Origin of the sequence: Marinobacterium sp. YM272, assembly GCF_050908845.1 — a bacterium.
Classification (GTDB): Bacteria; Pseudomonadota; Gammaproteobacteria; order Pseudomonadales; family Balneatricaceae; genus Marinobacterium_D.
In genome coordinates this window covers 220,078-242,620 of record NZ_CP194171.1, presented here as the reverse complement: position 1 = coordinate 242,620, position 22,543 = coordinate 220,078, and the positions used below count along the sequence as shown (strand labels likewise).

The following is a 22,543-nucleotide window of genomic DNA, read 5'->3' as shown; positions in this document are numbered from 1 at the left end:
CTATTTGTTACCCGGATAGTACAGAATTTATGGAAGCTCTCTATAACTGGATGCTCGCAAACGGGCTTGATCCCAGTATCGTGCCCTACGCCTTCGGCGCCCTCGCATTTGTCATTCTGCTCGCGATCTACCTGTACCAGCGCGGCGATAAGCAGACGCCCGCTGAAAAGCCGGCTGTGGACAAGTCGGAATCAGCCGCCGAGAAGATCGAAGAACCCGCGCCGGCCAAACCGGAGCAGGAAGCCAGCGAGGCGGCAACCGATGTGCTTGGGCAGGCTTCCCTGGAGGCCGAAAAGGCCGAGGCCGCGCGTGCCGAGCTTGAAAGGGAGCAGGAGCAGCTTGAAGACCAGGCGCGCGAGGCGCGTGAACAGGTAGAAGCTGAAGCTAAGCCTGAGCCTGAGGCAGAAAAGCCTGCAGAAGCGGCAGCGGAGCTCCCCACTGAAGCCCAGGCACCGGCTGAGCAGGAAGCACCGAAAGCCACTAAAGACGAAGCCCCCGAAGAAGCCGCGGCACAAGAGGCCGAGCCTGAAAGCGCCGAGCAGCCGGAAACGGAAGAAAAAGCCGAGCCGGTAGCAGAGGCCGCGCCCGAGAAAGAGGCTGTTGAGCCTGAACCCGAGCCTGAGCCTGCTCCCGCTCCCGCTCCCGCGCCTGCAGAAAAGCCCGAGGCGAAGAAAAAGCGCCTGTTCGATCGCATCAAGAGTGGCCTGAGCCGCACCAAGGCTGGCCTCACCGAGCAGCTTGGCAGCCTGTTCCTGGGTGCCAAGGAGATCGATGACGATCTGCTGGAAGAGATCGAAACCCTGCTGCTGATGGCGGACGTGGGTGTTGAAGCGACCACCGAGATCATCACCCGTCTGACCGACCGGGTGGAGCGCAAGCAGCTGAAGGATCCGGAAGCGCTGCGCGGTGCCCTGAAAGAAGAGCTGGCCGACCTGCTCGGCGGCGTCGAACATCCGCTGGTACTGCCGGCAGACAAAACGCCGGCCGTGATCCTGATGGTTGGCGTCAATGGCGTCGGCAAGACCACTACCATCGGCAAGCTGGCCAAGCGTTACCAGAGTGAAGGCAAGTCGGTGATGCTGGCGGCGGGCGATACCTTCCGTGCCGCGGCGGTGGAACAGCTGCAGGTCTGGGGTGAGCGTAACAACGTGCCGGTGGTGGCCCAGCATACCGGCGCTGACTCCGCGTCTGTGCTTTACGATGCGCTGGAATCCGCCAAATCCCGCGGCGTGGATGTACTGATCGCCGATACCGCCGGTCGCCTGCAGAACAAGGACAACCTGATGCAGGAGCTGCAGAAGGTGGTGCGCGTCATGCAGAAGATCGATCCGAGCGCGCCGCATGAAGTAATGCTGGTGCTGGATGCCGGTACCGGCCAGAACGCCATCAGCCAGGCGAAGCAGTTCAAGGAAGCGGTGGGTGTCAGCGGTATTACCCTGACCAAACTGGATGGTACCGCCAAGGGCGGCATCATCTTCGCCATCGCCAAGCAGTTTGGGCTGCCGATCCGGTTTATCGGTGTCGGTGAGCAGGTGGATGATCTGCGCCCGTTCGAGGCTGACGAATTCGTCCAGGCACTGTTCGACTGAGATAAGGACCGACCCCGATGACGGCGATCCGCTTCAGCAACGTAGGCAAGCGCTACCCGAATGGACATGAAGCGCTGATCGGCCTCAATTTTGAATTGGGGTCCGGGGAGCTGGCGTTCCTGACCGGTCACTCCGGTGCCGGCAAGAGCACGCTGCTCAAGCTGATTATGCTGATGGAGCGGCCCAGCCGGGGTGAGGTCTGGGTCGGTGATCAGGATCTGGCACGGCTGCCGCGCAAGCAGATCCCGTTTCACCGGCGTCGTATCGGGGTGGTGTTCCAGAACCACCAGCTGCTGTTTGATCGCAGCGTGTTCGATAACGTGGCGCTGCCGCTGCAGCTGTCCGGTTACGACCCGTCCGACGCCGCGCGCCGGGTACGCGCTGCGCTGGACAAGGTGGGGTTGCTGTCGCGTGAAAAGCTCAATCCGCTGACCCTCTCCAGCGGTGAACAGCAGCGGGTGGGCATCGCCCGAGCGATTGTCCACAAACCCAAACTGCTGCTGGCGGATGAGCCCACCGGTAACCTGGATCCGGCGCTGTCCGAGGACATCATGCACCTGTTCGAACAGTTCAACAGCATCGGCACCACGGTGCTGATCGCCAGTCATGATCTTTCGTTGATCAACCGTATGCATCATCGCGTATTGACGCTGCAGGGTGGCAGGATGGTGACCGATGGCCGATAAGCCGCAGAAAAGTGCCAGGAAGGCACCCCAGGCCCCACGGCGCGGTGCGGTACAGCACCGCATCGGCCTGGCTGACCGCAGTCGGGGCTGGGTAAGACACCATCTGGAGGTGGCAAGCCAGGCGTTTTTCCGCCTCTGGTCGACCCCGGTTGCGTCAATTATGACCCTGGCGGTGCTGGCCATTGCTCTGGCGCTGCCCGGTTTTCTGTTCACGGCGCTGAAAAACGTTGATCAGCTGACCAACGGGCTGGAGACCGATCCCCATATTTCGCTGTATCTGAAGGTGGAGTTGAGCGATGCGCGGGTCGATCAGTTCAGCCGTGAGCTGCTGCTGCGTCAGGACCTGGCATCGGTGGAACTGATCAGTCGCGAAAAGGGGCTGGAAGACTTCAAGCGCTATACCCGCTTCGATGACCTGCTTGAGTTTTTCGATACCAATCCGCTGCCGGCGGTGATCACACTCATACCTCTGTCTCGGGATTCCGACACGCTGGTGCAGCTGCAGACGGAGCTGGCCCAGTTGCCGGAGGTCGACGAGGCGCGCCTGGACCTGGAGTGGGTGCGCCGACTGGAAGCGTTCATGGCACTGGCAACGCGCGGAGCCTGGGTGCTGGGTGGCCTGCTGGCCCTGACGGTACTGCTGGTCGTCGGCAACACCGTACGCATGACCATCGAGTCGCGTCGGGACGAGATTCAGGTGAGCAAGCTGGTGGGCGCCACCGATGCCTGGGTGCGCCGGCCCTTCCTCTACAGCGGTGTCTGGTTCGGCCTTTTCGGCGCGCTGCTGGCCTGGTTGCTGGCGCAGCTGGCACTGGCGCTGCTGTCCGAGCCCGTGCAGGCACTGGCAGCGCTCTATCTGAACGGCTATGTTGTTCAGGGGCTGGGCTTCAGCGAATCGCTGATGCTACTGCTCACCGGCATGGTGCTGGGCCTCGGCGGAGCCTGGCTGGCGGTGGCCCGCCACCTGCGGGATATCGAGCCGGGTTAACGGCCCGGCCATTTTTCGGGCGGTTGCGTTTTTGCGGACAACAAGGTAATTTTTCCGGTCCGATTATTAATCAGGCGCTTAGCCTGGTGGAACTTTCCCGGTGGTTTCCGGGTCATAGTTCAGGTTTTGAATCCTTCTGGATGTAAATGAGGTGATTCCTTAAATGGGCACGAGCTTACAGGTTGTTGAACAACTCTCACCGGGGCGCAATGTAGACGCTTACGTGCAGAGTGTGAGCACGATTCCGATCCTCACTGCTGAAGAGGAGCGTGAACTGGCCGAGCGTCTGCACTACCAGAGCGATCTGGAAGCAGCACGGCAGCTGGTCATGTCTCATCTGCGTTTCGTCGTACACATTGCACGTAGCTACTCCGGTTACGGTCTGCCGCTGGGCGACCTGATCCAGGAAGGTAACGTGGGCCTGATGAAGGCCGTCAAACGCTTTGACCCCAGCATGGGGGTTCGCCTGGTGTCCTTTGCGGTGCACTGGATCAAGGCGGAGATGCATGAATTTATCCTGCGCAACTGGCGTATCGTCAAAATTGCCACCACCAAGGCGCAGCGCAAGCTGTTCTTCAACCTGCGCTCGCAGAAGAAGGGCCTGGGCTGGATGAACAACGACGAGGTCAAGGCGATTGCCGACGACCTCGGTGTTGATGCGAAAACCGTACGCCAGATGGAGGGCCGTCTGGCCTCCAGCGATACCGCCTTCGATGCGCCTGCCGATACCGATGAAGACAGCGCCTGGCAGGCACCGGCCGCTTATCTGGAAGATATGAGCGGTGATCCGGCTTCTCAGCTTGAGGCAGCGGATTGGGAGGAAAACTCCCAGAAAGCACTGATGAACGCCATGTCTGCTCTGGATGAGCGTAGTCGCGACATTCTGATGCAGCGCTGGCTCAGCGAGCAGAAAGCCACGCTGCATGACCTGGCTGCGAAGTACGGTGTTTCCGCGGAACGTATCCGCCAGCTGGAAAAGAACGCGATGAACAAGATCAAGGTGGCGATGAGCGCCTGATCCCGGTTTGTTGTGACAGGCCGCCGCACTCCCCGTGAGTCCGGCGGCCTTTGTTTTTACGCCTGCCGGTGGGCGGCGTATACTATGGCCCCGATCTGAATAGCCGGAGAGAAAATGTCGGCCCGCCTGACGTTGCTGAGTGCTGCTTTGTTGGGTGCCCTGGCGGTCTGCCTGGGTGCATTCGCCGCACACGGCCTGCGTGACCAACTGTCCTCGCGCATGCTGGAAGTTTTCCAGACCGGGGTAACCTACCAGTTCTATCATGTGCTCGCGCTGTTTGGCGTTGGTCTGCTGCTGCAGCGCCAGGATCGACCTTTGCTGCGTGTCAGTGCGGCGTTGTTCCTGACCGGTATGCTGCTGTTCTGCGGCAGTCTCTACCTGCTGGTTGCCACGGGCGTTCATTATCTGGGAATGGTCACCCCGGTGGGTGGAGTGCTGATGATACTGGGCTGGCTGACGTTGGCCGGTGCCGTTTTCAAGGCTCTCCCGGTAAATAGTTAATCAAGGTAAATCAGGATGCAGATACAGTTAAACGGTGAATCTTTCGATACCGCGGAAGGCGCCACCTTGGAGCATCTGGTTGAACAGCTGGGCCTTGTCGGCAAGCGGATCGCCATTGAGCTGAACATGGAGATTGTGCCGCGGGGCGAGCACGCGGAAACCGCGCTGAAAGCGGGCGACCAGGTCGAAGTGGTTCACGCCATCGGCGGTGGTTGAGTCGCACCTGTCCAAGCCGTTCTCCCATCGAATTTATGCAGGGTAATACACAATGTCAGAGCAACAGCTGAACGATAAACTGGTTATCGCCGGTAAAACCTACAACTCCCGTTTGCTGGTAGGCACCGGAAAATACAAGGATCTGCAGGAAACCGGCGAAGCGATCGCCGCCAGCGGTGCGGAGATCGTCACCGTTGCGGTGCGCCGTACCAACATCGGTCAGAACCCCGATGAGCCGAACCTGCTGGACGTCGTCAGCCCGGACAAGTACACCATCCTGCCGAATACCGCCGGCTGCTACACCGCTGCCGATGCGGTTCGCACCTGCCGCCTGGCCCGTGAACTGCTTGACGGCCACGACCTGGTGAAGCTGGAAGTACTGGGTGACCAGAAAACCCTCTATCCCAATATCATCGAGACGGTACAGGCAGCCGAAACCCTGGTTAAGGATGGCTTCAAGGTGATGGTTTACACCAACGACGATCCCATCGTCGCCAAGCGCCTGGAAGAGATCGGCTGTGTGGCGGTCATGCCGCTGGGCTCCCTGATCGGTTCCGGCCTGGGTATCCAGAACCCGCACAACATCCGTCTGATCATGGAAGAGGCGCGTGTGCCGATCCTGGTGGATGCCGGTATAGGCACCCCATCGGAAGCCACCATGGCGATGGAAATGGGCTGCGCCGGTGTACTGGTCAACTCCGCCATTGCCGGCGCCCAGAACCCGGTGTTGATGGCGCAGGCGATGCAGAAAGCCGTGCAGGCTGGGCGCGAAGCCTTCCTGGCTGTACGTATGCCGCGTAAAGCCTACGCCAGTGCTTCCTCGCCGCTGGCGGGGACGATCAGCTAATTAACCGGCGGGCACGTGATCGCCCGCCTGCTTACCGAGATACGAGTTCCATGAGCGAAACAGAACAGCAGCAGCCGCGCCCGATGCGGCAGGTACGCAGCTTTGTAGTGCGTGCCGGACGGATGACCGAAGGCCAGGAGCGGGCCCTGAAAGAGAACTGGCCGTTGTACGGGCTGGAACTGAGTGGCGGCATGCTCGATTTCTCCGGGCTGTTTGGCGATCAGCGTCCGGTGGTCCTGGAGATCGGCTTCGGCATGGGTGACTCGCTGATCGAAATGGCGCGTCAGGCACCGGAAAAGGGCTTTATCGGCATCGAGGTGCATCCGCCCGGCGTGGGTCGTCTGCTGTCGCGGGTGCGCGAAGAGGGGCTGGAGAACATCCGCGTTTTCTGTGATGACGCTATCGAAGTGCTGGCCCAGTGTATTCCCGATAACAGCCTGGCCGGTCTGCAGCTGTTCTTCCCCGATCCCTGGCCGAAGAAACGCCACCACAAGCGCCGTATCGTGCAGCCGGAGTTTGCCCAGACGATCCGTAAAAAGCTGGCAGTGGGTGGTGTTTTCCACATGGCGACGGACTGGGAGAACTACGCCGAGCACATGATGGAAGTGATGAGTGCCGCCGAAGGCTACCGTAATGTAGCCGGTGACGGGCAGTATTCACCGCAGCCGGAATGGCGCCCGGTGACCAAGTTCCAGCGGCGTGGCGAGAACCTGGGCCACGGTGTCTGGGATCTGATGTTCGAACGGACCGAATAAAGCTTCCGGCGCATCTCCTGTTCGGGAGGTGCGCCTGTGCTTTTCTATCCTTTTTTACCTTTCTCGCTGCAGCTATCCCTGCTGCTATTCCTCCTGATTCAGTCGCGGTTGATCGCTGGCTCCAGAATCCACTCCGCGCTGTCGTTCCAGACATCCATGCGCGTAATTTTCCCTTCTCGTACTTCGAAGCGGTCCAGGTAACGGTTGCCGGAGAAGCTGCGGCCATCCAGCCACTCGCCATACAGCGTGCCGTTGGAATAGACCACCACATGGTCACCCTTGTCGCAGGCATCGAACTGACCCAGCTGCTTTTTGACCCAGCTGTAGCGGGACGCATTAAAGGCGGTGATCTCGTGGGCGCTGGGCATGGCACGGCCACCGGTAAAGGTGATCTTCACATCCTCGGCCATATAGGTGGCGGCGAGGACGGGATCGGGCTTCATGGAAGCATCGAGAAACTCACGAACTATCTCTACGGCAATCTCTACGGCGTTTTGCATCTTATCTCTCCCGGTTAAGGCGTTTTGTGCACGGTTTTAACGGGTTGTGCACTCTGCTGGTGCCAAAATCTGTTGATCACTAGCCAAATAGCTAGCATTTCCTAAGTTATTTTAATGGCATTTATATTGCTAGCAATAAATTAGCAATCAAACAGCGAGGAGATGTTCATGTCTAGCAAGCGAAGCATTCTGGGTAAGGGACTCAAGGCGGCAGCCCTGGCAACAGCGGTCACTGCAGCCAGCGTATCCGCGCAGGCGGCAGAAACGATCAAGGTGGGCCTGGTGGCGGCGCTGTCCGGTCAGTCGGCCAAATCCGGCGAAGCGATCACACGGGGCCTGTCGGTGGCGATCGATGAGATCAACGCCAATGGCGGTGTGCTTGGCAAGCAGATCGAACTGATCCGCCGTGACGATGAGAGTAACCCGTCACGTGGTCTGCTGGCGGCCCGTGAGCTGATCCAGAAAGAAGATGTGGCGGTGATCTTCGGTGGTCTGGATACACCGGTCTCCATGGCGCTGGTGCCGGTGATGAACCAGCTTAAGGTGCCATACATGGGGACCTGGGCCGCCGGCACGGCGATTACCCACAACGGTGCTGAAGAGAACTACGCCTTCCGCGTATCCGCTGTGGATGAAATCGTCGATGAAGCGCTGCTGCGCTACTCCATCGAGCACTACAACACCCAGAAGCCGGGCATGATGCTGATCAACAACCCCTGGGGCGAATCCAACGAGAGGGGCCTGATGAAGGCGATCGAGTCCCGTGATATGCCGATTGCCGGGCTCGAGAAGTTTGAATCCGGCGATGTGGATGTAGTGCCGCAGCTGACCCGCTTGAAAGAGGCCGGTGCCGATACCCTGTATATGGTGGGTAACGTGTCGCCCTCGGCTCAGGTGGTGAAATCCCTGGATCGCATGGGCTGGGACGTGCCGATTGTTTCCCACTGGGGTCCGGCCGGTGGCCGTTTCAGTGAGCTGGCAGGTCCCAACGCCGATCGCGTCGAGTTTATCCAGACCTTCCTGTTCGCTCCGGAGGGTGAAGATCCCAAGGGCGATGCCGTCTTTGCCGCTCTGCAGGCCAAGTATCCGGAGATCAAAACCCATGCGGATGTGACACCGGCAGTGGGTATCGCTAACGCCTATGACGCCATGCACCTGGTGGCCCTGGCGATGGAAAAGGCCGGCACCGTTGAGGGACCTGCACTGCGTGAAGGCTTCTACGCCATCGATGAGTACGAAGGCCTGATCAAGACCTATAACAAGCCGTTCACTCCCGAAAACCAGGACGCGCTGGGTCCGGATGACTATGTGTTCGCACACTTCGTCGACGGCGCCATCGTACCGGTTTCCAAATAATAACCGGTCCTAGAAATAAAAGGTTAGCTACAGAAGGGCCCGCCCCGAAAAAGGGGCGTGGCGGGAGTTTGTGATGATAAGTGCCTCGATCATATCGGGCCTGGGGCTGGGCAGCATGTATGCGCTGCTGGCTCTGGGTTTCCACGTCACCTTTATCGTGTCCCGCACGGTTAACTTCGCCCAGGGCAGTGCGATGATGCTGGGGGCCGTGTTCGGCTTCACCCTGTATCAGACCTGGGGGTTGCCGCTCTGGCTGGCGGTGCCCATCGCGCTGGTGCTGGCCGCGATCTATGGACTGGCGATCGAGCGCTTTCTGGTGCGGCCCTTTGCTTCCCGCGGCTCCGACGGCTGGCTGATGGCGACGGTAGCCGGCGGTATCCTTGTGGATAACCTGGTGCTGTTCACCTTCGGCAAGGAGCCGCGCCAGTTTCCCTCCGACTGGGCATCCAGCACCGTCGAGCTGTTTGGCTCGGGTGTCTATATCCAGCAGCTGCTGATTCCCGCCATGGGGCTGCTGCTGGCGGCGGCCCTGATGCTGGTCAACCGCTATACCCGCCTCGGCAAGGTGCTGCAGGCCACGGTACAGAACCCGGATGCGGCATCGCTGATGGGGATTCGGGTGCCGCGAGTGATCTCTATCGCCTTCGCGGTTTCTACGGTGCTGGCGGCCATCGCCGGTCTGCTGATCGCGCCGCTGTTCAGCGTTTCGTCCGATATGGGCACGCTGTTTGGCCTCAAGGCGTTCGCCGTTGCCATTCTGGGCGGTATCGCCAGCGCGCCCGGAGTGCTGCTAGCCGGCCTGCTGTTCGGTGTGATCGAGGCGCTTGTAACAGCACAGCTGGGTTCCGCATTTACCCAGATCATTACGTTTTCCCTGGTTATTGTCGCGCTCGCGCTGCGGCCCGACGGTCTGTTCGGTAAACGTCGACTGCTTAAGGTGTAACGTGCTATGACCCTGAATACTTCCCTGGGATTGGCGGTGGTCGCACTGCTTGGCGCCAGTCTGAGTTTCCTGGTGGACAGCTACAGCCTGCTGGTACTCACGCTGTTTTGCCTCAGTGCGCTGGTGGCCACTGGACTTAATATCCTGATCGGTCTTAGCGGCCAGATCTCCTTTGGCCATGTGGCGTTTTACGCCATAGGTGCCTACTGCGCTTCGTTAATGACGATGGCCGGTGTGCCCTTTGGGCTGGCGCTGCTCAGTGCGGCCCTGCTGACCGGTATTTGCGGCGGTCTGCTGGCTATCCCTGCACTGCGTGTGCAGGGGCCCTATCTCGCTATGGTCACCATCGCGTTTGCCTTCGTGATCCATCACGGGCTGATGGAGTGGAAGGATCTCACCGGTGGTTCCAACGGCCTGATTGGTGTCCCCATGCCTGATTTCGGCGTCGTCTCATCAGAAACCGGCCTGGCACTGACCTCAGTCCTTCTGATGGTAGCCGGGCTCTGGTTTTACCAGCGCCTCTCCCTGGGGCCCTGGGGCAAGGCGATGCGCGCGGCCAAGGGCTCAGATACTGCGGCGCGCTCCATCGGTATCAATCCGATGGTGCCCAAGGCCTGGGCCTTTGCGCTGTCTGCAGCGATGGCGGGCAGTGCCGGGGCGCTGATCGGGCCGCTGATGATGTTTATCAGCCCGAGTACCTTCCCTTTCTCCCAGTCGATCCTGTTTGTGCTGGCGGTGATCGTCGGTGGCAGTGGTTTCCTGTTCGGGCCGGTGATCGGTGCGGCGGTGATTGTGCTGTTGCCGGAGCTGCTTTCCGGTGTGGCGGAGTATCGCCTGCTGGTATTTGCCGGCTTTCTGCTGGCGGTGCTCTGGGCGGCGCCGAGCGGTTGTATCGGTCTGGTACTGTCGCGGCTGCGCCGCAAAGAGGGTGAGATGGTCCCGGCGCGGGCGGATGCTGCGGTGCTGGAGTCGTTCCTGAATCCGTCACGCGGTTACGCCGGTGGCCTATCTGTGGATAACATCGGCATCAGTTTTGGCGGCGTTAAAGCGGTACAGGGCGTCAGCCTCAAGGCGCCGGAAGGTGAGGTGACCAGTATTATCGGCCCCAACGGCGCCGGTAAAACCACGGCGTTGAACCTGATCAGTGGCTTCTATACGCCTGACAGCGGCTCGGTGAAGCTGGAGTCCGAGCTGGCAGGCCGTAACGCCTGGGATATCGCCCGCGCCGGGGTGGCGCGAACCTATCAGACCACTCAGCTGTTCGAGGAGCTGAGTGTGATGGACAACCTGCTGATCGCCATGCGTAAGGGCGAACTCAGCCATCCTCTGGCGCAAGACAGCGACCGGGCGCGGGATATCGTGCGCAACCTGCTGGCGTTTACCGGCTACTGTGGCGAGCTGAATATCGCCGCCGGTAACCTGCCCCATGTGGACCGTCGCCTGGTGGAGATCGCCCGGGCGTTGGCGATGGCGCCGCGGGTATTGTTGCTGGATGAGCCGGCGGCTGGCCTGAGCCGTTCCGAAACCGACCAGCTGGGCGAGCTGCTGAAAGCGATTGCCGGCTTCGGTATCGCCGTGATTATTGTCGAGCACGATATGCCGCTGGTGATGTCGGTATCGGATTCGATACTGGTACTTGATTCCGGCAAGCCGATCGCGCTGGGTACACCGGCCGAGATTCGCGATAACCCGCAGGTGATCGCGGCCTATCTCGGTGGCACCGACTATGAGGGTCGCCCGCGTCAGCAGGCCTGGTCGGGACCGGCCGACCACACTCTGTTTGTGAAGGAGCTGCAGCTCGACTATGGCGCTGCGCCGGTGGTTTCTGATGTCAATCTGATGGTGAAACCCGGCGAATGCGTGGCGATTCTCGGAGCCAACGGCGCCGGCAAGTCCAGCATCATGCGTGCGCTGGCGGGGCTTCACCGGCCGGTGCAGGGCAGCATTCTGCTGAACAACGAGAGTATCGATAAGCTCGATGCCAGCGCCATCAGCAGCCAGGGGCTGGCGCTGGTGCCGGAAGGGCGTCAGGTGTTCCCGGAGCTGAGTGTACGTGACAACCTGCTGATGGGCGCCTTCCAGCGTGATTTCCGCAAGGAGGAACTCTCTAAAGGGAAAGGCCAGGAAGACGCCGTGGAGGCAGTGCTTGAGCGCTTCCCCCGACTGCGTGATCGTATCGACCAGCCGGCGGGGCTGCTTTCAGGCGGCGAACAGCAGATGGTGGCGATTGGCCGTGCGCTGATGGCCAAGCCCAAGCTGCTGCTGCTTGATGAACCCTCGCTGGGGCTGGCTCCGGCGATGATTCGCGAGCTGTTCGAGGTGCTGGCGAGCCTGCGTGACGAGGGTATCACCATCCTGCTGGTGGACCAGATGGCCAACCTGGCGTTGACCCTGGCGGACCGTGCCTACCTGCTGGAGACCGGGCGGATCGTCAAGGCGGGCAGTGCCGAGGAACTCAGTAAGGACAAGGCACTGGAAGCGGCTTATCTGGGCTCGGCAGATAAAGAACGGGATAAAGAGGGGGAGGATGCGGCATGAGCCTGACCCGTTTTATCAATCTGCGCCTGCCGGAAAACCCGGATCAGCTCAGCGAGCTCTGGGTCGATGCCAGCGGACAGTTTATCGCCGCGCCCGAAGACGCTGCGGCGGATGCTGAGATCGACCTCCGGGGGCAGCTGGTGCTGCCGGGCCTGATCGAAACCCACGTACACCTGGACAAGGCGTGCATCATGGATCGCTGCCGCCTGGTGGAGGGATCGTTGCAGGAAGCGATCAGCGAAACCGCCAGGGCCAAGCAGGCGTTCGATCCTGAAGATATCTATCAGCGCGGCAGGCATACGCTGGAAAAGGCGATTCTGCAGGGTACGACCTGGATGCGAACCCACGTGGAGATCGACCCGGTGATCGGCTTAAAGGGGCTGGAGGCGGTTCTGCGGCTGAAGCAGGAGTACCGCTGGGCGATCACGCTGCAGGTTTGTGTCTTTCCACAGGAGGGGATGTTCAACAACCCAGGTACCGAGGCGCTGCTGCTTGAGGCACTGGATCGCGGCGCCGATCTGCTGGGCGGCTGTCCCTACACCGACAGCGAGCCGGTGGCGCAGATCGAGCGCCTGTTCGATATCGCGCTAGAGCGTGACCTGGATCTGGATTTCCACCTGGATTTTGACCTGAACCCGGCCAACAGCCTGATCCCCGCCGTGGTGGATGCCTGTCTGCGGCGGCAGTGGCAGGGGCGGGTCACCATCGGCCATGCCACCAAGCTGTCGGCCCTGCCGCCGGCAAGGCTTGCCGAGGTATCCACCAGCCTGGTGAAAGCGGGTATCGCGGTGACGGCGCTGCCGGCCACCGATCTCTACCTGAATGGACGCGGCCAGGATCATCTGGTGCCGCGGGGTGTCAGTCCGTTGCATCGGCTCAGCGATGCCGGGGTCTGCTGCTCGATCTCTACCAACAACATCTCTAATCCGTTCACGCCGTTCGGCGATATGTCGCTGGTACGCCAGGCGAATCTCTTTGCCAACGTGGCGCAGCTCGGCACGCCGGCGGACTTCGAGCGCTGTCTGGATTGGGTATCGGTGGAGTCGGCGCGACTGCTGGGGCTGGACCGTTACGGGCTCAAGCCCGGCTGCCGTGCCGACTTTATCACTCTGGCTGTGGATAACCGGGCGGGGGTGGTGCGCGACCTGAGTCAGCCCACACAGGGTTTCAAGGGCGGACGGCAGACCTTCTCCCGGCCGCAGCCAGAGCTGCTCCGGCCTTAGTCGATTTGCTGAGCCGTCTTGCGAAGAGACGTTATTCCGCCGTTGTAAGCAGGGCCTGGAGGCTGTCGGGCGTGGCTTGATAGCCGGACAGGTCCAGCTCGCTTTCCAGGTGGTTGAGGTGCTCGATCATCAGTTCATGGGCTCGTGAGCGGTCGCCCTCGGCCAGGGCGGCGATAATCTGGCCATGTTCATCGTGCTGGCAGGGTGGCTGGTCGTTGCGCTGATACAGGCTGACGATCAGCGAGCTGCGGGTCATCAGGTTCTGCAGGATCTCGCGCAGCACCGTATTCTCGGAAATCTCCGCCAGCAGCAGGTGAAAGTCGCTCAGCGAGCGCACGATATCGCGGCGGTCTTCGCCGTCGGTGGCCTGCTTTTCCCGCGCCATGTGAGCGTCTATACGGTCGCGATTGCGCTCCAGCTTATCCTGGGTAATCGCTTCAACTATGCCACGCTCCACGGCACGACGGGCGGCAAACACATCCCGCGCCTCCTGTGCTGTGGGCTTGGCCACGCTGGCGCCCCGGTTCGCTTCAATAGTGACGATGTGCAGCATCGACAGCCGCTGCAGGGCGGCCTGCACATGGTTGCGGTTGGCGTCCAAAGCTTCGACCAGCTGGGCTTCGACCAGGCGCATACCGGGGGGGAGTTTATGCTGGGCGATCGCCTGGGAGAGGCGCTCGATAATACGGTTTATTTCACGTTGCTTGGGTGTCACGGGCCGACTCACGAATCGATAAAACAAATTTTAAGTCAGTGATCTTCATACTGCGCAGCAAATGATAGCAGAAACTGCTAGCACAGTAGCTGATTCCCGTCGGCCAGGTTTCCAGTAAACGATTCCGCTGCGGCTTAACCTAAAACGGCCGGTATAAAACCGGCCGTTTGGGGTGTGAATGTTGTGTCCGGCTAGCCGGATTTAGCGGCAGTCACGCTCGCCGTGATGACCTTTGAAGTCGCCGTGGCCGCGCTCGCCGTCATGTTTCCAGCCGCGCTCGCCGCGCATCTCCTGAAACTGCTGCATCTGTTCCGGTGTCAGGATTTCAGCCATCTGCACACGCATATCGGCACGCTGCTGAATACGTTCGGCTACCCGGGCCTGGGTCTGCTCGATCAGATTCTGCACATCCGCCTGGTAGCTGTCGGATGTCGGGTCCAGATCCCGCAGTCCGCCGCGTTGGTCGCGCATTTCGTCTCGCATCTCCTTACGTGCTTCACGGTGTTCGTCCCAGAGCGCTTTCATCTGTGTCTGCTGCTCTTCGCTCAAGCCCAGCTTGCTGGCCATACGATCGCCGCGATACTCGCCTTTCTCATAGCTTGAGGCCATGCCAACGGCAGACGTGGCCAGCAGGGCTGCGGTGATACCGCCGATAATTAATTTACGCATGGTGTTTCTCCTCGCTGTCTTTATCGTTGATGGATGCAGTATGCGACCGGTCACTGCTAAGTTGGGTTAGCAGGGAGTAAAGTTTGGTAAAGGCGCCCCGGTCGGTGTCCCGACGGCTTAATATGCAGGCATGGAAAGGTTGAGGAGACAACGTGAGTAACGAACGGCTGCTGATTATCGATGATGACCGGGATCTGTGTGAGCTGCTGAAAGATTATCTTGGCCACGAGGGTTACCGGGTTGACGCCTGTCATTCGGCGGAAGAGGCGCTGGAGCTACTTGGCGTAGAGTCGAGCTGGGATCTGCTGATACTGGATATTCAGATGCCCGGTGCCAGTGGTCTGGAGCTGTTGCAGCAGCTGCGTCCACGGGTACAGACGCCGGTGATTATGCTGACCGGGCGGGGCGACGAGATCGACCGTATCCTGGGGCTGGAGATGGGGGCCGATGACTACCTCGGTAAACCCTGCAATCCACGGGAGCTGCTGGCGCGGGTCCGGGCGGTGCTGAGGCGCTCATCACTGCAGGAGCTGCCCGCACAGAAGAGCCTGTTTCCGGAGCAGCCGGTGGCGGCGTTTGGTATACGCCTGGATCCGGGCGCGCGCGAGGTCAGGGCGGGTGAGGCCGTGCTGGAGATGACCAGTGCCGAGTTCAATGTGCTCGCCTACCTGATGAACAGCGCTGGCACCGTGATGAGCAAGGAGCAGCTGACCGAGCTTGTACTGCACCGCAAGCTGACAGCTTATGACCGGGCGCTGGATGTGCATGTCAGCCGGGTCCGGCAGAAGCTTGCAGCCCAGCTGGGGCCGGACAGGGAGCTGATCAAAACCGTTCGCGGCCAGGGCTACCAGTTCCTGAAGGATCATGCATGAAGTGGCATCGTAAACTGTTCCTGAAGATTTTTCTGATTATCTGGCTGGTCAGTGCCGCCGGCACCGCGGTTGCTGTTATCAGCGTGCTGGCCGTTGCCGCCGAGCGTCAGTACAAGGAGCTGCTGGAGACGCGGGCGCTCGGACAGGCGCGCTTGATGCTGGAGCGTGAGGATTGGGCCGAGCGTCGTCGTCACGACGATGATCATGATCACGATGGACATCGCCGGCCGCCGCTACGCGTATGGATCTTTGATCCGCAGAGTGACCGGCTGCTGCTAGGCCCCGATAGCGATCCGCCCCGGGGGCCTGAGGCGGTCAGCTTTGATATGGAAGGGCTGAATGGCGAGCCGCTCAAGGTCATCGCCAACGCTCCCCGCCGGGAGCTTTATCTGAAAAAGATTCTGCGCTTCATGGTGTCGATTCAGGCGGTCATCGTGCTGTTTGTGTCAGCCTTGGCGGCGCTGCTGCTTTCCTGGCTCATCGTCAGGCCGATTAACCAGTTGCGGGCCCATGCAAAGGATCTTTACCGTAACCAGAATCTGAGTACCCGGGCCAGCACCCGTCTGAGTCAGCGCCAGGACGAGATCGGCGAGCTGTCGCGGGAGTTCAATGCCATGGCGGGGTACGTTGAGGATACGCTGACATCACAGCAGCGCCTGTTACAGGATGTGTCCCATGAGTTGAGAGCGCCGCTGGCCCGGCTGCAGGTCGCCGCGGGTCTGGCGGAGCAGAAACTCGGCGAAGAGGACCCCACCGCGCGCCGAATCAACCGGGAGTGTGAGCAGCTGGACGGGCTGATCGGCAAGATCCTGTCGCTGTCGCGGCTTGATCAGGCCAGCCGGGAGGGCGAGCCGTTCCCTCTGGCTGAGCTGCTCGAAGAGCTGCGTGCCGATGTGGCCTTTACCCAGCCGGAACGGCCGTTCAGGCTGAGTGTGGAGCCGCCGGCCCTGCGTCTGTCACTGAATGAGGAACTGCTCAGAGGTGCGCTGGCCAACCTGATCAGTAATGCCCTCAAATATACCGAGGCGGACAGCCTGCTAACCCTGAAGGCGGCACGTGAAACGGATGGTGTGCGTTTTACCCTGAGGGACCGGGGACCCGGTGTTGATGACGCCCTGCTGGCGCGGATAACCGACCCGTTCGTGCGCGGTCGCGGCGGTTCCGATGGCTACGGGCTCGGGCTCAGCATAGCCCGGCGCGCAATAGAGCGCCTGGGAGGCCGCCTGAGCCTGCGTAATCATCCGGACGGTGGCCTGGAGTGCGTGATACAGCTGCCCCTGTCCAGCCTGTCAGCCTAACTTCAGCAGGCGGGCATCTTCACCCTCGCTTAGCCCCAGGCAGTCGGCCTGCTCGCGGCTCAGGGGCAGCAGGTTGCGACGCGGACGCACCTGCGCCATGACGCAGCGAAAGCCGGTTGTCAGGGTGTTGGCGATAAGATAGCGCTCGGCGTCCTCACCGGGCGCTGTATCGTCGATACTTACCTTGACCCGACGACTCTGTGTGATCGCCCGTATGTCTCCCTGACGGGCGGCCAGGGTGGGTCCGGCATCGAAAATATCCACATAGTTTTCGAAGCGGAACCCCTCTTTTTTCAACATCTCGCAGGCGGGCTGCGTATTGGGGTGAACCTTGCCGATGATCGCCTGCGCTTCTTCGGGCAGCAGGTGGATGTAAATCGAGTGTTTCGGCATCAGCTCGGCGATAAACACCTTGTTGCCGGCCCCGGTGAGGTAATCGGCGCGATCATAGTCCATGGAGAAAAAGTGCCGGCCCAGCCCCTCCCAGAACGGGTTGGTGTTCTGCTCGTCGGTAAAGCCCCGCATTTCAGCAATAACTCGGTCATCAAAGCGGGCGGGGTTTTCCGCCATGAACAGGAAACGCGACTTGGAGAGCAGAACGCCCTGGCCTTTTTGCCGGAAGTCCGGGCGGATGTAGAGGGTACAGAGCTCGGAACTGCCGGTGTAGTCGTTACACAGGTTAAGGGTTCTGAACTCGTTGTAGACGCCAAGCTCGCGGGAGGAGTGCACTAGCGTGCCAACATGATAATGGTAGAACGGCATATCGAGGCCCACCGCCGCCGTGATGCCGCAGGTGCCGGCTATTTCCCCGCTCTCGCTCTCCTCGAGCACGAACAGGTAAGTCTCTGGCCCGGGAACCGTATCTGAGCGGCGTAGGGTATCCACCGACAGACGGATCTTGGTTGCCAGAAAATCCGCGTCTGTGGGCAAGGAGGTGAATCCCGCCCCGGATTCCTTGGCTATCTGATAAAGAATCTCCAAATCGCGGTGTTCGATAGGACGGATGACAAACATGGCCGCCTCCAAGAGTCCCTGTTGTTACCAGTTTAGACGCTTGTAAAGGATTCTACCGCTTTGGATAAGTGTGTGGTTATTTTATGGAAATCGCAGGCATTATTAAAAATAACTGTTATTTAACAAGTAATTATATTTGTTGCGAGATTCTTCTGGCCTGTGGATAAATGCTGCGAAGGTTATTGGGGCTGGAGTTGGCCGGCAGGTTCGTGACTATAGCGTTCGATGACAGCCTGAACGGGCTGTGGACGATCGAACAGGAAGCCCTGTCCCATGCGACAGCCGGATGCGACCAGATACTGGCGCTGTTCTTCGCTTTCTATGCCCTCGGCCAGTACCTGCAGGCCCAGTTGGCGTGCCATCAGGATGATCGTTGAGGTGATGGCCAGGTCGTCACGATCCTCTGGCAGCCCCTGCACGAAAGAGCGGTCGATCTTGAGCACCTGTACCGGCATCTTCTTAAGATAGCTCAGCGAGGAGTAACCGGTGCCGAAGTCGTCGATGGCCAGGCTGATGCCGAGGCCTCTCAGCTTCTGCAGCAGTGTCAGCGAATGGCGGTAGTCCTCCATCATCAGTCCCTCGGTAATCTCAAGCTCCAGGGCATGGGGAGGCAGTCCGGTGTCAGCCAGTACCGATTCGATGCAGGACGCCAGCCCCTGATCGTCAAACTGACGTGCGGAAATGTTGACGGCGATATGGATATCCCGCTGCAGCTGATGGCGTACCCTGCAGCCATCACGGCAGGCCTGCCAGAGCGCCCAGCGTCCCATCTGAATGATAAGGCCGGTCTCTTCAGCCATGGGGATGAATTCGGCCGGTGAGATAGCGCCTTCCGTGGGGTGGTACCAGCGCATCAACGCTTCCATCCCGATCATCTCACCGCTCTGCAGATCGATCTGGGGCTGGTAGACCAGCTCCAGTTCGTTGCGGTCCAGCGCCCGGCGCAGGTCATGTTCCAGTGTCATCGCCCGGTGAGCAGCGGCGTTCATTTCGGCGGTGTAGAACTGGTAGGTGTTGCGGCCCACATGTTTGGCCCGGTACATCGCCAGATCGCCGTTTCGCAGCAGGCCACTGACGTCCATGGCATCGATTCCGACCAGCGTAATACCGACGCTGACGGTGACTCTGACCTGGTGCATGCGGATATCGAGCGGCTGGGCCAGGAGCTCGATGATATCGTCACAGTAGCGCCGAATGACGTCTAGGGAGCTGAGGTTGCGCAGCAGCACGGCAAACTCGTCACCGCCCAGACGGAAGACGGTATGGGGCGTGTTGATGCAGAAGCGCAGGCGATTGGCGACTGTACGCAGCAGTGTATCGCCCGCCTCATGACCCATGGTGTCGTTGATCTTCTTGAAATGGTCCAGATCGAGCAGCAGCAACGCGTTCAGCTTGTCGCCGGGACTGCCGATCAGCTCCTCGAGCTGATCCCGGAAATGGCGTCGATTGCCCAGGTCGGTCAGGGGGTCGAAGAACGCCAGGCGTTCCATCTGCTGCTGATGCTCTTTCAACTGGGTTATATCGTCGCTGACCGAGACGATATTGGTGAGTTTGCCATCCTCATCCACGATCGGAGAGATCGACTGGAAACTCCAGTAAAGCAGCCCGTCTTTCCGGCGGTTATGCAGGGTGCCGCGCCATTTGCGGTGACTCAGAACCGTCCCCCAGAGGTTGGCGTAGACCTCGTCGGGTGTATTACCGGATTTGAGGAAAGAGGGTTTGCGTCCGATCACCTCGTAGAGGTCGTAGCCGGTGATATCGCTAAAGCGCGGGTTTATATACTCGATATGCCCGCGGGCATCGGTGATGACGACTGCGCTGCCACTGTTCTCCACGGCGTTGGAAAACTGCTTGAGCTCCAGCTCACGCTTCCTGTGTATACGGTCGTCCTGAACAAGTACCAGTGCGGCGCAGACCTCTCCCTGCTGATTGTGGATCGCGGAGGCATGCAGTTGCAGATCAAGGGATTCATCACCGTAAAGGCGGTATTGGTTGAGAGAAAAGCTGGCTTGAGTACCGCTAAAAAGAACGTTCAGTTGGCTAAGAAGCTGGTTGGCGGAGGCGCTGTGTAGAAAGAAATCGTGCGTCTGGGGGAGGGATGGTGACAGTGAAATGAGGGAGGTCAGTGCCGGGTTACTGCCCTGGCATCGCCCATGGACGTCGAGGATACAGGCGCCCAGCGGAGACGATTGCAGGCTCTGCAGCGCCGCCTCTGCTTCAGCGCAAACAGTGCCTTGCTCAGGTACGTTTGCCACTTGATACTCTCATTGCTGCTTGCTGAAAGATTGAGCCCCAATCCTAACAAAGAGTCATCAAAGTGCAACAAAAATACCGTAACGAAATTAACCGTTTGCGGTAATCGGAGCCCCTGCCGGGGCCCGGCGGTCAGGACGCTCAGAGAGCGTCTGAACCGCTTTCGCCGGTACGGATACGGATAACCTGTTCCAGCGGAGATACGAAGATTTTACCGTCGCCAATCTTGCCGGTATTGGCGGTTTTGCTGATCGCCTCGATCACCTGGTCGACCATGGGGTCATCCACGGCAATCTCGATTTTTACCTTGGGGAGGAAATCGACCACATATTCGGCCCCACGATAGAGCTCAGTATGGCCTTTCTGACGACCGAAACCTTTAACTTCGGTGACCGTGACACCCTGAATGCCGATATCCGACAAAGCTTCGCGCACATCATCAAGTTTGAACGGCTTGATTACCGCTGAGACCAGTTTCATCGTCTAACTCCTAGTTAATCATTGGGTGCACCAATAAAGTGCCCGGACTCCAGTCCGGTAACTACCGAATAATTCAGTATACCTACAATAACCGGCTTTCGCATATCAGCGGGCCGGGCCGGAAACGCAAAAAAGGGAGCCCTTTCGGACTCCCTTTTCGGGTTCAGTTATCTGGCATCAGTTCTTGCTGGATGCGAACTCAGGATAAGCTTCCATACCACATTCGGAGAGGTCGACACCTTCGTACTCTTCCTCTTCGCTGACGCGGATGCCCATGACGGCTTTGATGATCAGCCATACGATCAGGCTGACAACGAAGACCCACAGGAAGATGGTCAGCGCGCCGATGATCTGGCCGGAGAAGCTGGAGCCATCGTTGGTAACCGGTACCAGCAGCAGGCCGAGCAGACCAACAACACCGTGCACGGAGATCGCACCGACAGGATCATCGATCTTCAGCTTGTCCAGGGTGATGATGGAGAACACAACCAGTACGCCACCCAGAGCACCGAAGATGGTAGCCTGCAGCGGAGTCGGGGTAGACGGCTCAGCAGTGATCGCAACCAGACCGGCCAGAGCGCCGTTCAGGGCCATGGTCAGGTCCGCTTTACCGAACAGGATGCGGGCAACGATCATGGCGGCAACCACACCACCGGCAGCGGCAGCGTTGGTGTTCATGAAGACAACGGCAACGGCGTTGGAGTTTTCAACATCGGAAGTCGCCAGAACGGAACCACCGTTGAAGCCGAACCAGCCCAGCCACAGGATGAAGGCACCCAGGGTAGCCATCGGCAGGTTACAACCCGGAATAGCGTTGATTTCGCCATTGCGGCCGTATTTGCCTTTACGAGCGCCCAGTACCAGCACACCAGCCAGGGCAGCAGAAGCACCAGCCATGTGTACGATGCCGGAGCCGGCGAAGTCAGAGAAGCCCAGATCGCCCAGGGTGTACATGCCGAAGACAGCGTTGCCGCCCCAGGTCCAGGCGCCTTCCATCGGGTAGATGAAGCCGGTCATGACGACGGCGAACAGCAGGAAAGCCCACAGCTTCATGCGCTCGGCAACGGCGCCGGATACGATGGACATGGCGGTTGCAACGAATACAACCTGGAAGAAGAAGTCTGCAGAGGGAGCATAAGTCCAGTCATCAGCAACACCGTCGCCAGTGATGCCGGTCAGGAAGTATTCGCCGCCGTACATGATGGCGTAGCCTGATACGAAGTACATGATGCAGGCGATCGCGAACAGGGACATGTTCTTCAGCAGGATTTCAGTGGTGTTCTTGGCGCGGACCAGACCGGCCTCAAGCATGGCGAAGCCAGCGGCCATCCACATAACCAAGGCACCGCATACCAGGAAGTAGAAGGTATCCAGTGCATATTTCAGCTGGGTCACGTCCCCGGCTGTTGAATTAAGAAGTTCTTCCATCTGTTTAGCCCTCCATCAGGCCGTACAACATCGTAAACAGTTAATGGATCGATCAGAGCGCGTCGTGACCGGTTTCGCCGGTACGGATACGTACGACCTCTTCGAGCGGCATGACAAACACCTTGCCATCACCGATCTTGCCGGTCTGAGCGGCTTTGCTGATCGCTTCGAGTACCTGGTCGACGATATCGTCTGCTACGGCCGCATCGATGCGCACCTTCGGCAGAAAGTCGACGACGTATTCAGCACCACGGTAGAGCTCCGTGTGGCCTTTCTGACGTCCGAAACCTTTGACCTCGGTCACCGTGATGCCCTGGACACCGATGTCGGAGAGCGCTTCACGTACATCATCCAGCTTGAACGGTTTGATGATTGCTGAAATCAGCTTCATTTCTGAATCCCCCTTGGAATATATGTAACAAGGTGTGCGCTGCTTAGGGGCGTTGCACGCCTCGGTTGTGGTCCAATTAAGCTAGATCTGTGCCACTAAGAAAAAATTCATAATAAACAATTAATTATCGGCAAAGACCCAAAACAAAACGGAGCTTTTAAGGTGCAGGTTGAAAAAATCTGGTCGATTTCTGTGCACCCTTTTTGTGCGTGCATTCTTCTGGTGCATGATAGCTCACGCCATTGCACCATGCCTGACAGGGG

22 protein-coding genes are annotated in these 22,543 nt (G+C 59.6%); 14 read left to right on the top strand and 8 right to left on the bottom strand.

Features of this window, described 5'->3' with window-relative positions:
- Nucleotides 1–29: 29 nt before the first annotated feature.
- The 8 genes from ftsY to trmB all read left to right on the top strand — a co-directional run bounded on the left by ftsY (nucleotide 30) and on the right by trmB (nucleotide 6,600).
- Entirely contained in the window at nucleotides 30–1,589 is a 1,560-nt protein-coding gene (gene ftsY / locus ACQUQP_RS01210) for a signal recognition particle-docking protein FtsY (protein WP_432697004.1), read from the top strand.
- A gap of 17 nt (nucleotides 1,590–1,606) precedes the next feature.
- Nucleotides 1,607–2,275, top strand: coding sequence for a cell division ATP-binding protein FtsE (gene ftsE, locus ACQUQP_RS01205; protein ID WP_432697003.1), 669 nt, complete (start codon nucleotides 1,607–1,609; stop codon nucleotides 2,273–2,275).
- The gene (gene ftsX, locus ACQUQP_RS01200; RefSeq protein ID WP_432697002.1) at nucleotides 2,265–3,263 is read left to right on the top strand and encodes a permease-like cell division protein FtsX; all 999 of its coding nucleotides are present in this window, start codon (nucleotides 2,265–2,267) and stop codon (nucleotides 3,261–3,263) included. The genes ftsE and ftsX overlap by 11 nt, the downstream gene beginning before the upstream one ends.
- A gap of 163 nt (nucleotides 3,264–3,426) precedes the next feature.
- Entirely contained in the window at nucleotides 3,427–4,281 is an 855-nt protein-coding gene (gene rpoH / locus ACQUQP_RS01195; RefSeq protein ID WP_432697001.1) for an RNA polymerase sigma factor RpoH, read from the top strand.
- A 114-nt stretch (nucleotides 4,282–4,395) separates the two neighbouring features.
- On the top strand, nucleotides 4,396–4,782 hold the full coding sequence (locus ACQUQP_RS01190; RefSeq protein WP_432697000.1) for a DUF423 domain-containing protein: 387 nt from the start codon (nucleotides 4,396–4,398) through the stop codon (nucleotides 4,780–4,782).
- A gap of 15 nt (nucleotides 4,783–4,797) precedes the next feature.
- Nucleotides 4,798–4,998 carry a sulfur carrier protein ThiS gene (gene thiS / locus ACQUQP_RS01185; RefSeq protein ID WP_432696999.1) on the top strand — a complete coding sequence of 67 codons (201 nt, stop codon included), beginning with the start codon at nucleotides 4,798–4,800 and terminating at the stop codon, nucleotides 4,996–4,998.
- Between the two features lie 52 nt (nucleotides 4,999–5,050).
- The gene (locus ACQUQP_RS01180) at nucleotides 5,051–5,845 is read left to right on the top strand and encodes a thiazole synthase (RefSeq protein ID WP_432696998.1); all 795 of its coding nucleotides are present in this window, start codon (nucleotides 5,051–5,053) and stop codon (nucleotides 5,843–5,845) included.
- Nucleotides 5,846–5,895: 50 nt separating this feature from the next.
- Nucleotides 5,896–6,600, top strand: a complete 705-nt coding sequence (gene trmB, locus ACQUQP_RS01175) for a tRNA (guanosine(46)-N7)-methyltransferase TrmB (RefSeq protein WP_432696997.1) — start codon at nucleotides 5,896–5,898, stop codon at nucleotides 6,598–6,600.
- Nucleotides 6,601–6,698: 98 nt separating this feature from the next.
- Here the strand turns inward: trmB and ACQUQP_RS01170 are convergent, their stop codons facing one another.
- Complete coding sequence (locus tag ACQUQP_RS01170; protein WP_432696996.1) at nucleotides 6,699–7,100, bottom strand: nuclear transport factor 2 family protein; 402 nt, start codon at nucleotides 7,098–7,100, stop codon at nucleotides 6,699–6,701.
- A 168-nt stretch (nucleotides 7,101–7,268) separates the two neighbouring features.
- Here ACQUQP_RS01170 and ACQUQP_RS01165 point away from each other — a divergent pair, with 168 nt between their 5' ends.
- The 4 genes from ACQUQP_RS01165 to ACQUQP_RS01150 all read left to right on the top strand — a co-directional run bounded on the left by ACQUQP_RS01165 (nucleotide 7,269) and on the right by ACQUQP_RS01150 (nucleotide 13,160).
- Nucleotides 7,269–8,456: an ABC transporter substrate-binding protein gene (locus tag ACQUQP_RS01165; protein ID WP_432696995.1), complete on the top strand. Its 1,188-nt coding sequence runs from the start codon at nucleotides 7,269–7,271 to the stop codon at nucleotides 8,454–8,456.
- 73 nt (nucleotides 8,457–8,529) lie between these two features.
- Nucleotides 8,530–9,399, top strand: coding sequence for a branched-chain amino acid ABC transporter permease (locus ACQUQP_RS01160; RefSeq protein ID WP_432696994.1), 870 nt, complete (start codon nucleotides 8,530–8,532; stop codon nucleotides 9,397–9,399).
- Nucleotides 9,400–9,405: 6 nt separating this feature from the next.
- Nucleotides 9,406–11,937: a branched-chain amino acid ABC transporter ATP-binding protein/permease gene (locus ACQUQP_RS01155; protein WP_432696993.1), complete on the top strand. Its 2,532-nt coding sequence runs from the start codon at nucleotides 9,406–9,408 to the stop codon at nucleotides 11,935–11,937.
- Complete coding sequence (locus ACQUQP_RS01150; RefSeq protein WP_432696992.1) at nucleotides 11,934–13,160, top strand: amidohydrolase family protein; 1,227 nt, start codon at nucleotides 11,934–11,936, stop codon at nucleotides 13,158–13,160. Before ACQUQP_RS01155 ends, ACQUQP_RS01150 begins: the two co-directional genes overlap by 4 nt.
- 31 nt (nucleotides 13,161–13,191) lie before the next feature.
- On the opposite strand, the gene ACQUQP_RS01145 is transcribed toward ACQUQP_RS01150, so the two are convergent.
- Both ACQUQP_RS01145 and ACQUQP_RS01140 read right to left on the bottom strand, forming a co-directional pair.
- The gene (locus tag ACQUQP_RS01145) at nucleotides 13,192–13,875 is read right to left on the bottom strand and encodes a GntR family transcriptional regulator (RefSeq protein ID WP_432696991.1); all 684 of its coding nucleotides are present in this window, start codon (nucleotides 13,873–13,875) and stop codon (nucleotides 13,192–13,194) included.
- A 201-nt stretch (nucleotides 13,876–14,076) separates the two neighbouring features.
- Complete coding sequence (locus tag ACQUQP_RS01140; RefSeq protein ID WP_432696990.1) at nucleotides 14,077–14,544, bottom strand: Spy/CpxP family protein refolding chaperone; 468 nt, start codon at nucleotides 14,542–14,544, stop codon at nucleotides 14,077–14,079.
- Nucleotides 14,545–14,696: 152 nt separating this feature from the next.
- Here ACQUQP_RS01140 and ACQUQP_RS01135 point away from each other — a divergent pair, with 152 nt between their 5' ends.
- Complete coding sequence (locus ACQUQP_RS01135) at nucleotides 14,697–15,416, top strand: response regulator transcription factor (protein WP_432696989.1); 720 nt, start codon at nucleotides 14,697–14,699, stop codon at nucleotides 15,414–15,416.
- Nucleotides 15,413–16,714 (top strand): sensor histidine kinase, encoded by a 1,302-nt coding sequence (locus tag ACQUQP_RS01130; RefSeq protein ID WP_432696988.1) that lies wholly within the window; start codon nucleotides 15,413–15,415, stop codon nucleotides 16,712–16,714. Before ACQUQP_RS01135 ends, ACQUQP_RS01130 begins: the two co-directional genes overlap by 4 nt.
- Here the strand turns inward: ACQUQP_RS01130 and astA are convergent.
- The 5 genes from astA to glnK (ACQUQP_RS01105) form a co-directional block, all read right to left on the bottom strand.
- A complete protein-coding gene (gene astA, locus ACQUQP_RS01125) occupies nucleotides 16,706–17,728 on the bottom strand; it encodes an arginine N-succinyltransferase (RefSeq protein WP_432696987.1) in 1,023 nt (340 codons plus the stop codon). The genes ACQUQP_RS01130 and astA overlap by 9 nt on opposite strands.
- A 179-nt stretch (nucleotides 17,729–17,907) precedes the next feature.
- Nucleotides 17,908–19,983 (bottom strand): putative bifunctional diguanylate cyclase/phosphodiesterase, encoded by a 2,076-nt coding sequence (locus ACQUQP_RS01120; RefSeq protein ID WP_432696986.1) that lies wholly within the window; start codon nucleotides 19,981–19,983, stop codon nucleotides 17,908–17,910.
- 139 nt (nucleotides 19,984–20,122) lie between these two features.
- On the bottom strand, nucleotides 20,123–20,461 hold the full coding sequence (gene glnK, locus ACQUQP_RS01115) for a P-II family nitrogen regulator (protein WP_432696985.1): 339 nt from the start codon (nucleotides 20,459–20,461) through the stop codon (nucleotides 20,123–20,125).
- A 177-nt stretch (nucleotides 20,462–20,638) separates the two neighbouring features.
- Nucleotides 20,639–21,889 carry an ammonium transporter gene (locus tag ACQUQP_RS01110; protein ID WP_432696984.1) on the bottom strand — a complete coding sequence of 417 codons (1,251 nt, stop codon included), beginning with the start codon at nucleotides 21,887–21,889 and terminating at the stop codon, nucleotides 20,639–20,641.
- 52 nt (nucleotides 21,890–21,941) lie between these two features.
- A complete protein-coding gene (glnK, locus tag ACQUQP_RS01105) occupies nucleotides 21,942–22,280 on the bottom strand; it encodes a P-II family nitrogen regulator (protein WP_104004765.1) in 339 nt (112 codons plus the stop codon).
- Between the last annotated feature and the right edge of the window lie 263 nt (nucleotides 22,281–22,543).

Coding starts and splice junctions, on each gene's coding strand:
- ftsY (WP_432697004.1), top strand. CDS start 30: ATGGAAGCTCTCTATAACTGGATGCTCGCAAACGGGCTTGATCCCAGT.
- ftsE (WP_432697003.1), top strand. CDS start 1,607: ATGACGGCGATCCGCTTCAGCAACGTAGGCAAGCGCTACCCGAATGGA.
- ftsX (WP_432697002.1), top strand. CDS start 2,265: ATGGCCGATAAGCCGCAGAAAAGTGCCAGGAAGGCACCCCAGGCCCCA.
- rpoH (WP_432697001.1), top strand. CDS start 3,427: ATGGGCACGAGCTTACAGGTTGTTGAACAACTCTCACCGGGGCGCAAT.
- ACQUQP_RS01190 (WP_432697000.1), top strand. CDS start 4,396: ATGTCGGCCCGCCTGACGTTGCTGAGTGCTGCTTTGTTGGGTGCCCTG.
- thiS (WP_432696999.1), top strand. CDS start 4,798: ATGCAGATACAGTTAAACGGTGAATCTTTCGATACCGCGGAAGGCGCC.
- ACQUQP_RS01180 (WP_432696998.1), top strand. CDS start 5,051: ATGTCAGAGCAACAGCTGAACGATAAACTGGTTATCGCCGGTAAAACC.
- trmB (WP_432696997.1), top strand. CDS start 5,896: ATGAGCGAAACAGAACAGCAGCAGCCGCGCCCGATGCGGCAGGTACGC.
- ACQUQP_RS01170 (WP_432696996.1), bottom strand. CDS start 7,100: ATGCAAAACGCCGTAGAGATTGCCGTAGAGATAGTTCGTGAGTTTCTC.
- ACQUQP_RS01165 (WP_432696995.1), top strand. CDS start 7,269: ATGTCTAGCAAGCGAAGCATTCTGGGTAAGGGACTCAAGGCGGCAGCC.
- ACQUQP_RS01160 (WP_432696994.1), top strand. CDS start 8,530: ATGATAAGTGCCTCGATCATATCGGGCCTGGGGCTGGGCAGCATGTAT.
- ACQUQP_RS01155 (WP_432696993.1), top strand. CDS start 9,406: ATGACCCTGAATACTTCCCTGGGATTGGCGGTGGTCGCACTGCTTGGC.
- ACQUQP_RS01150 (WP_432696992.1), top strand. CDS start 11,934: ATGAGCCTGACCCGTTTTATCAATCTGCGCCTGCCGGAAAACCCGGAT.
- ACQUQP_RS01140 (WP_432696990.1), bottom strand. CDS start 14,544: ATGCGTAAATTAATTATCGGCGGTATCACCGCAGCCCTGCTGGCCACG.
- ACQUQP_RS01130 (WP_432696988.1), top strand. CDS start 15,413: ATGAAGTGGCATCGTAAACTGTTCCTGAAGATTTTTCTGATTATCTGG.
- astA (WP_432696987.1), bottom strand. CDS start 17,728: ATGTTTGTCATCCGTCCTATCGAACACCGCGATTTGGAGATTCTTTAT.
- glnK (WP_432696985.1), bottom strand. CDS start 20,461: ATGAAACTGGTCTCAGCGGTAATCAAGCCGTTCAAACTTGATGATGTG.
- ACQUQP_RS01110 (WP_432696984.1), bottom strand. CDS start 21,889: ATGGAAGAACTTCTTAATTCAACAGCCGGGGACGTGACCCAGCTGAAA.
- glnK (WP_104004765.1), bottom strand. CDS start 22,280: ATGAAGCTGATTTCAGCAATCATCAAACCGTTCAAGCTGGATGATGTA.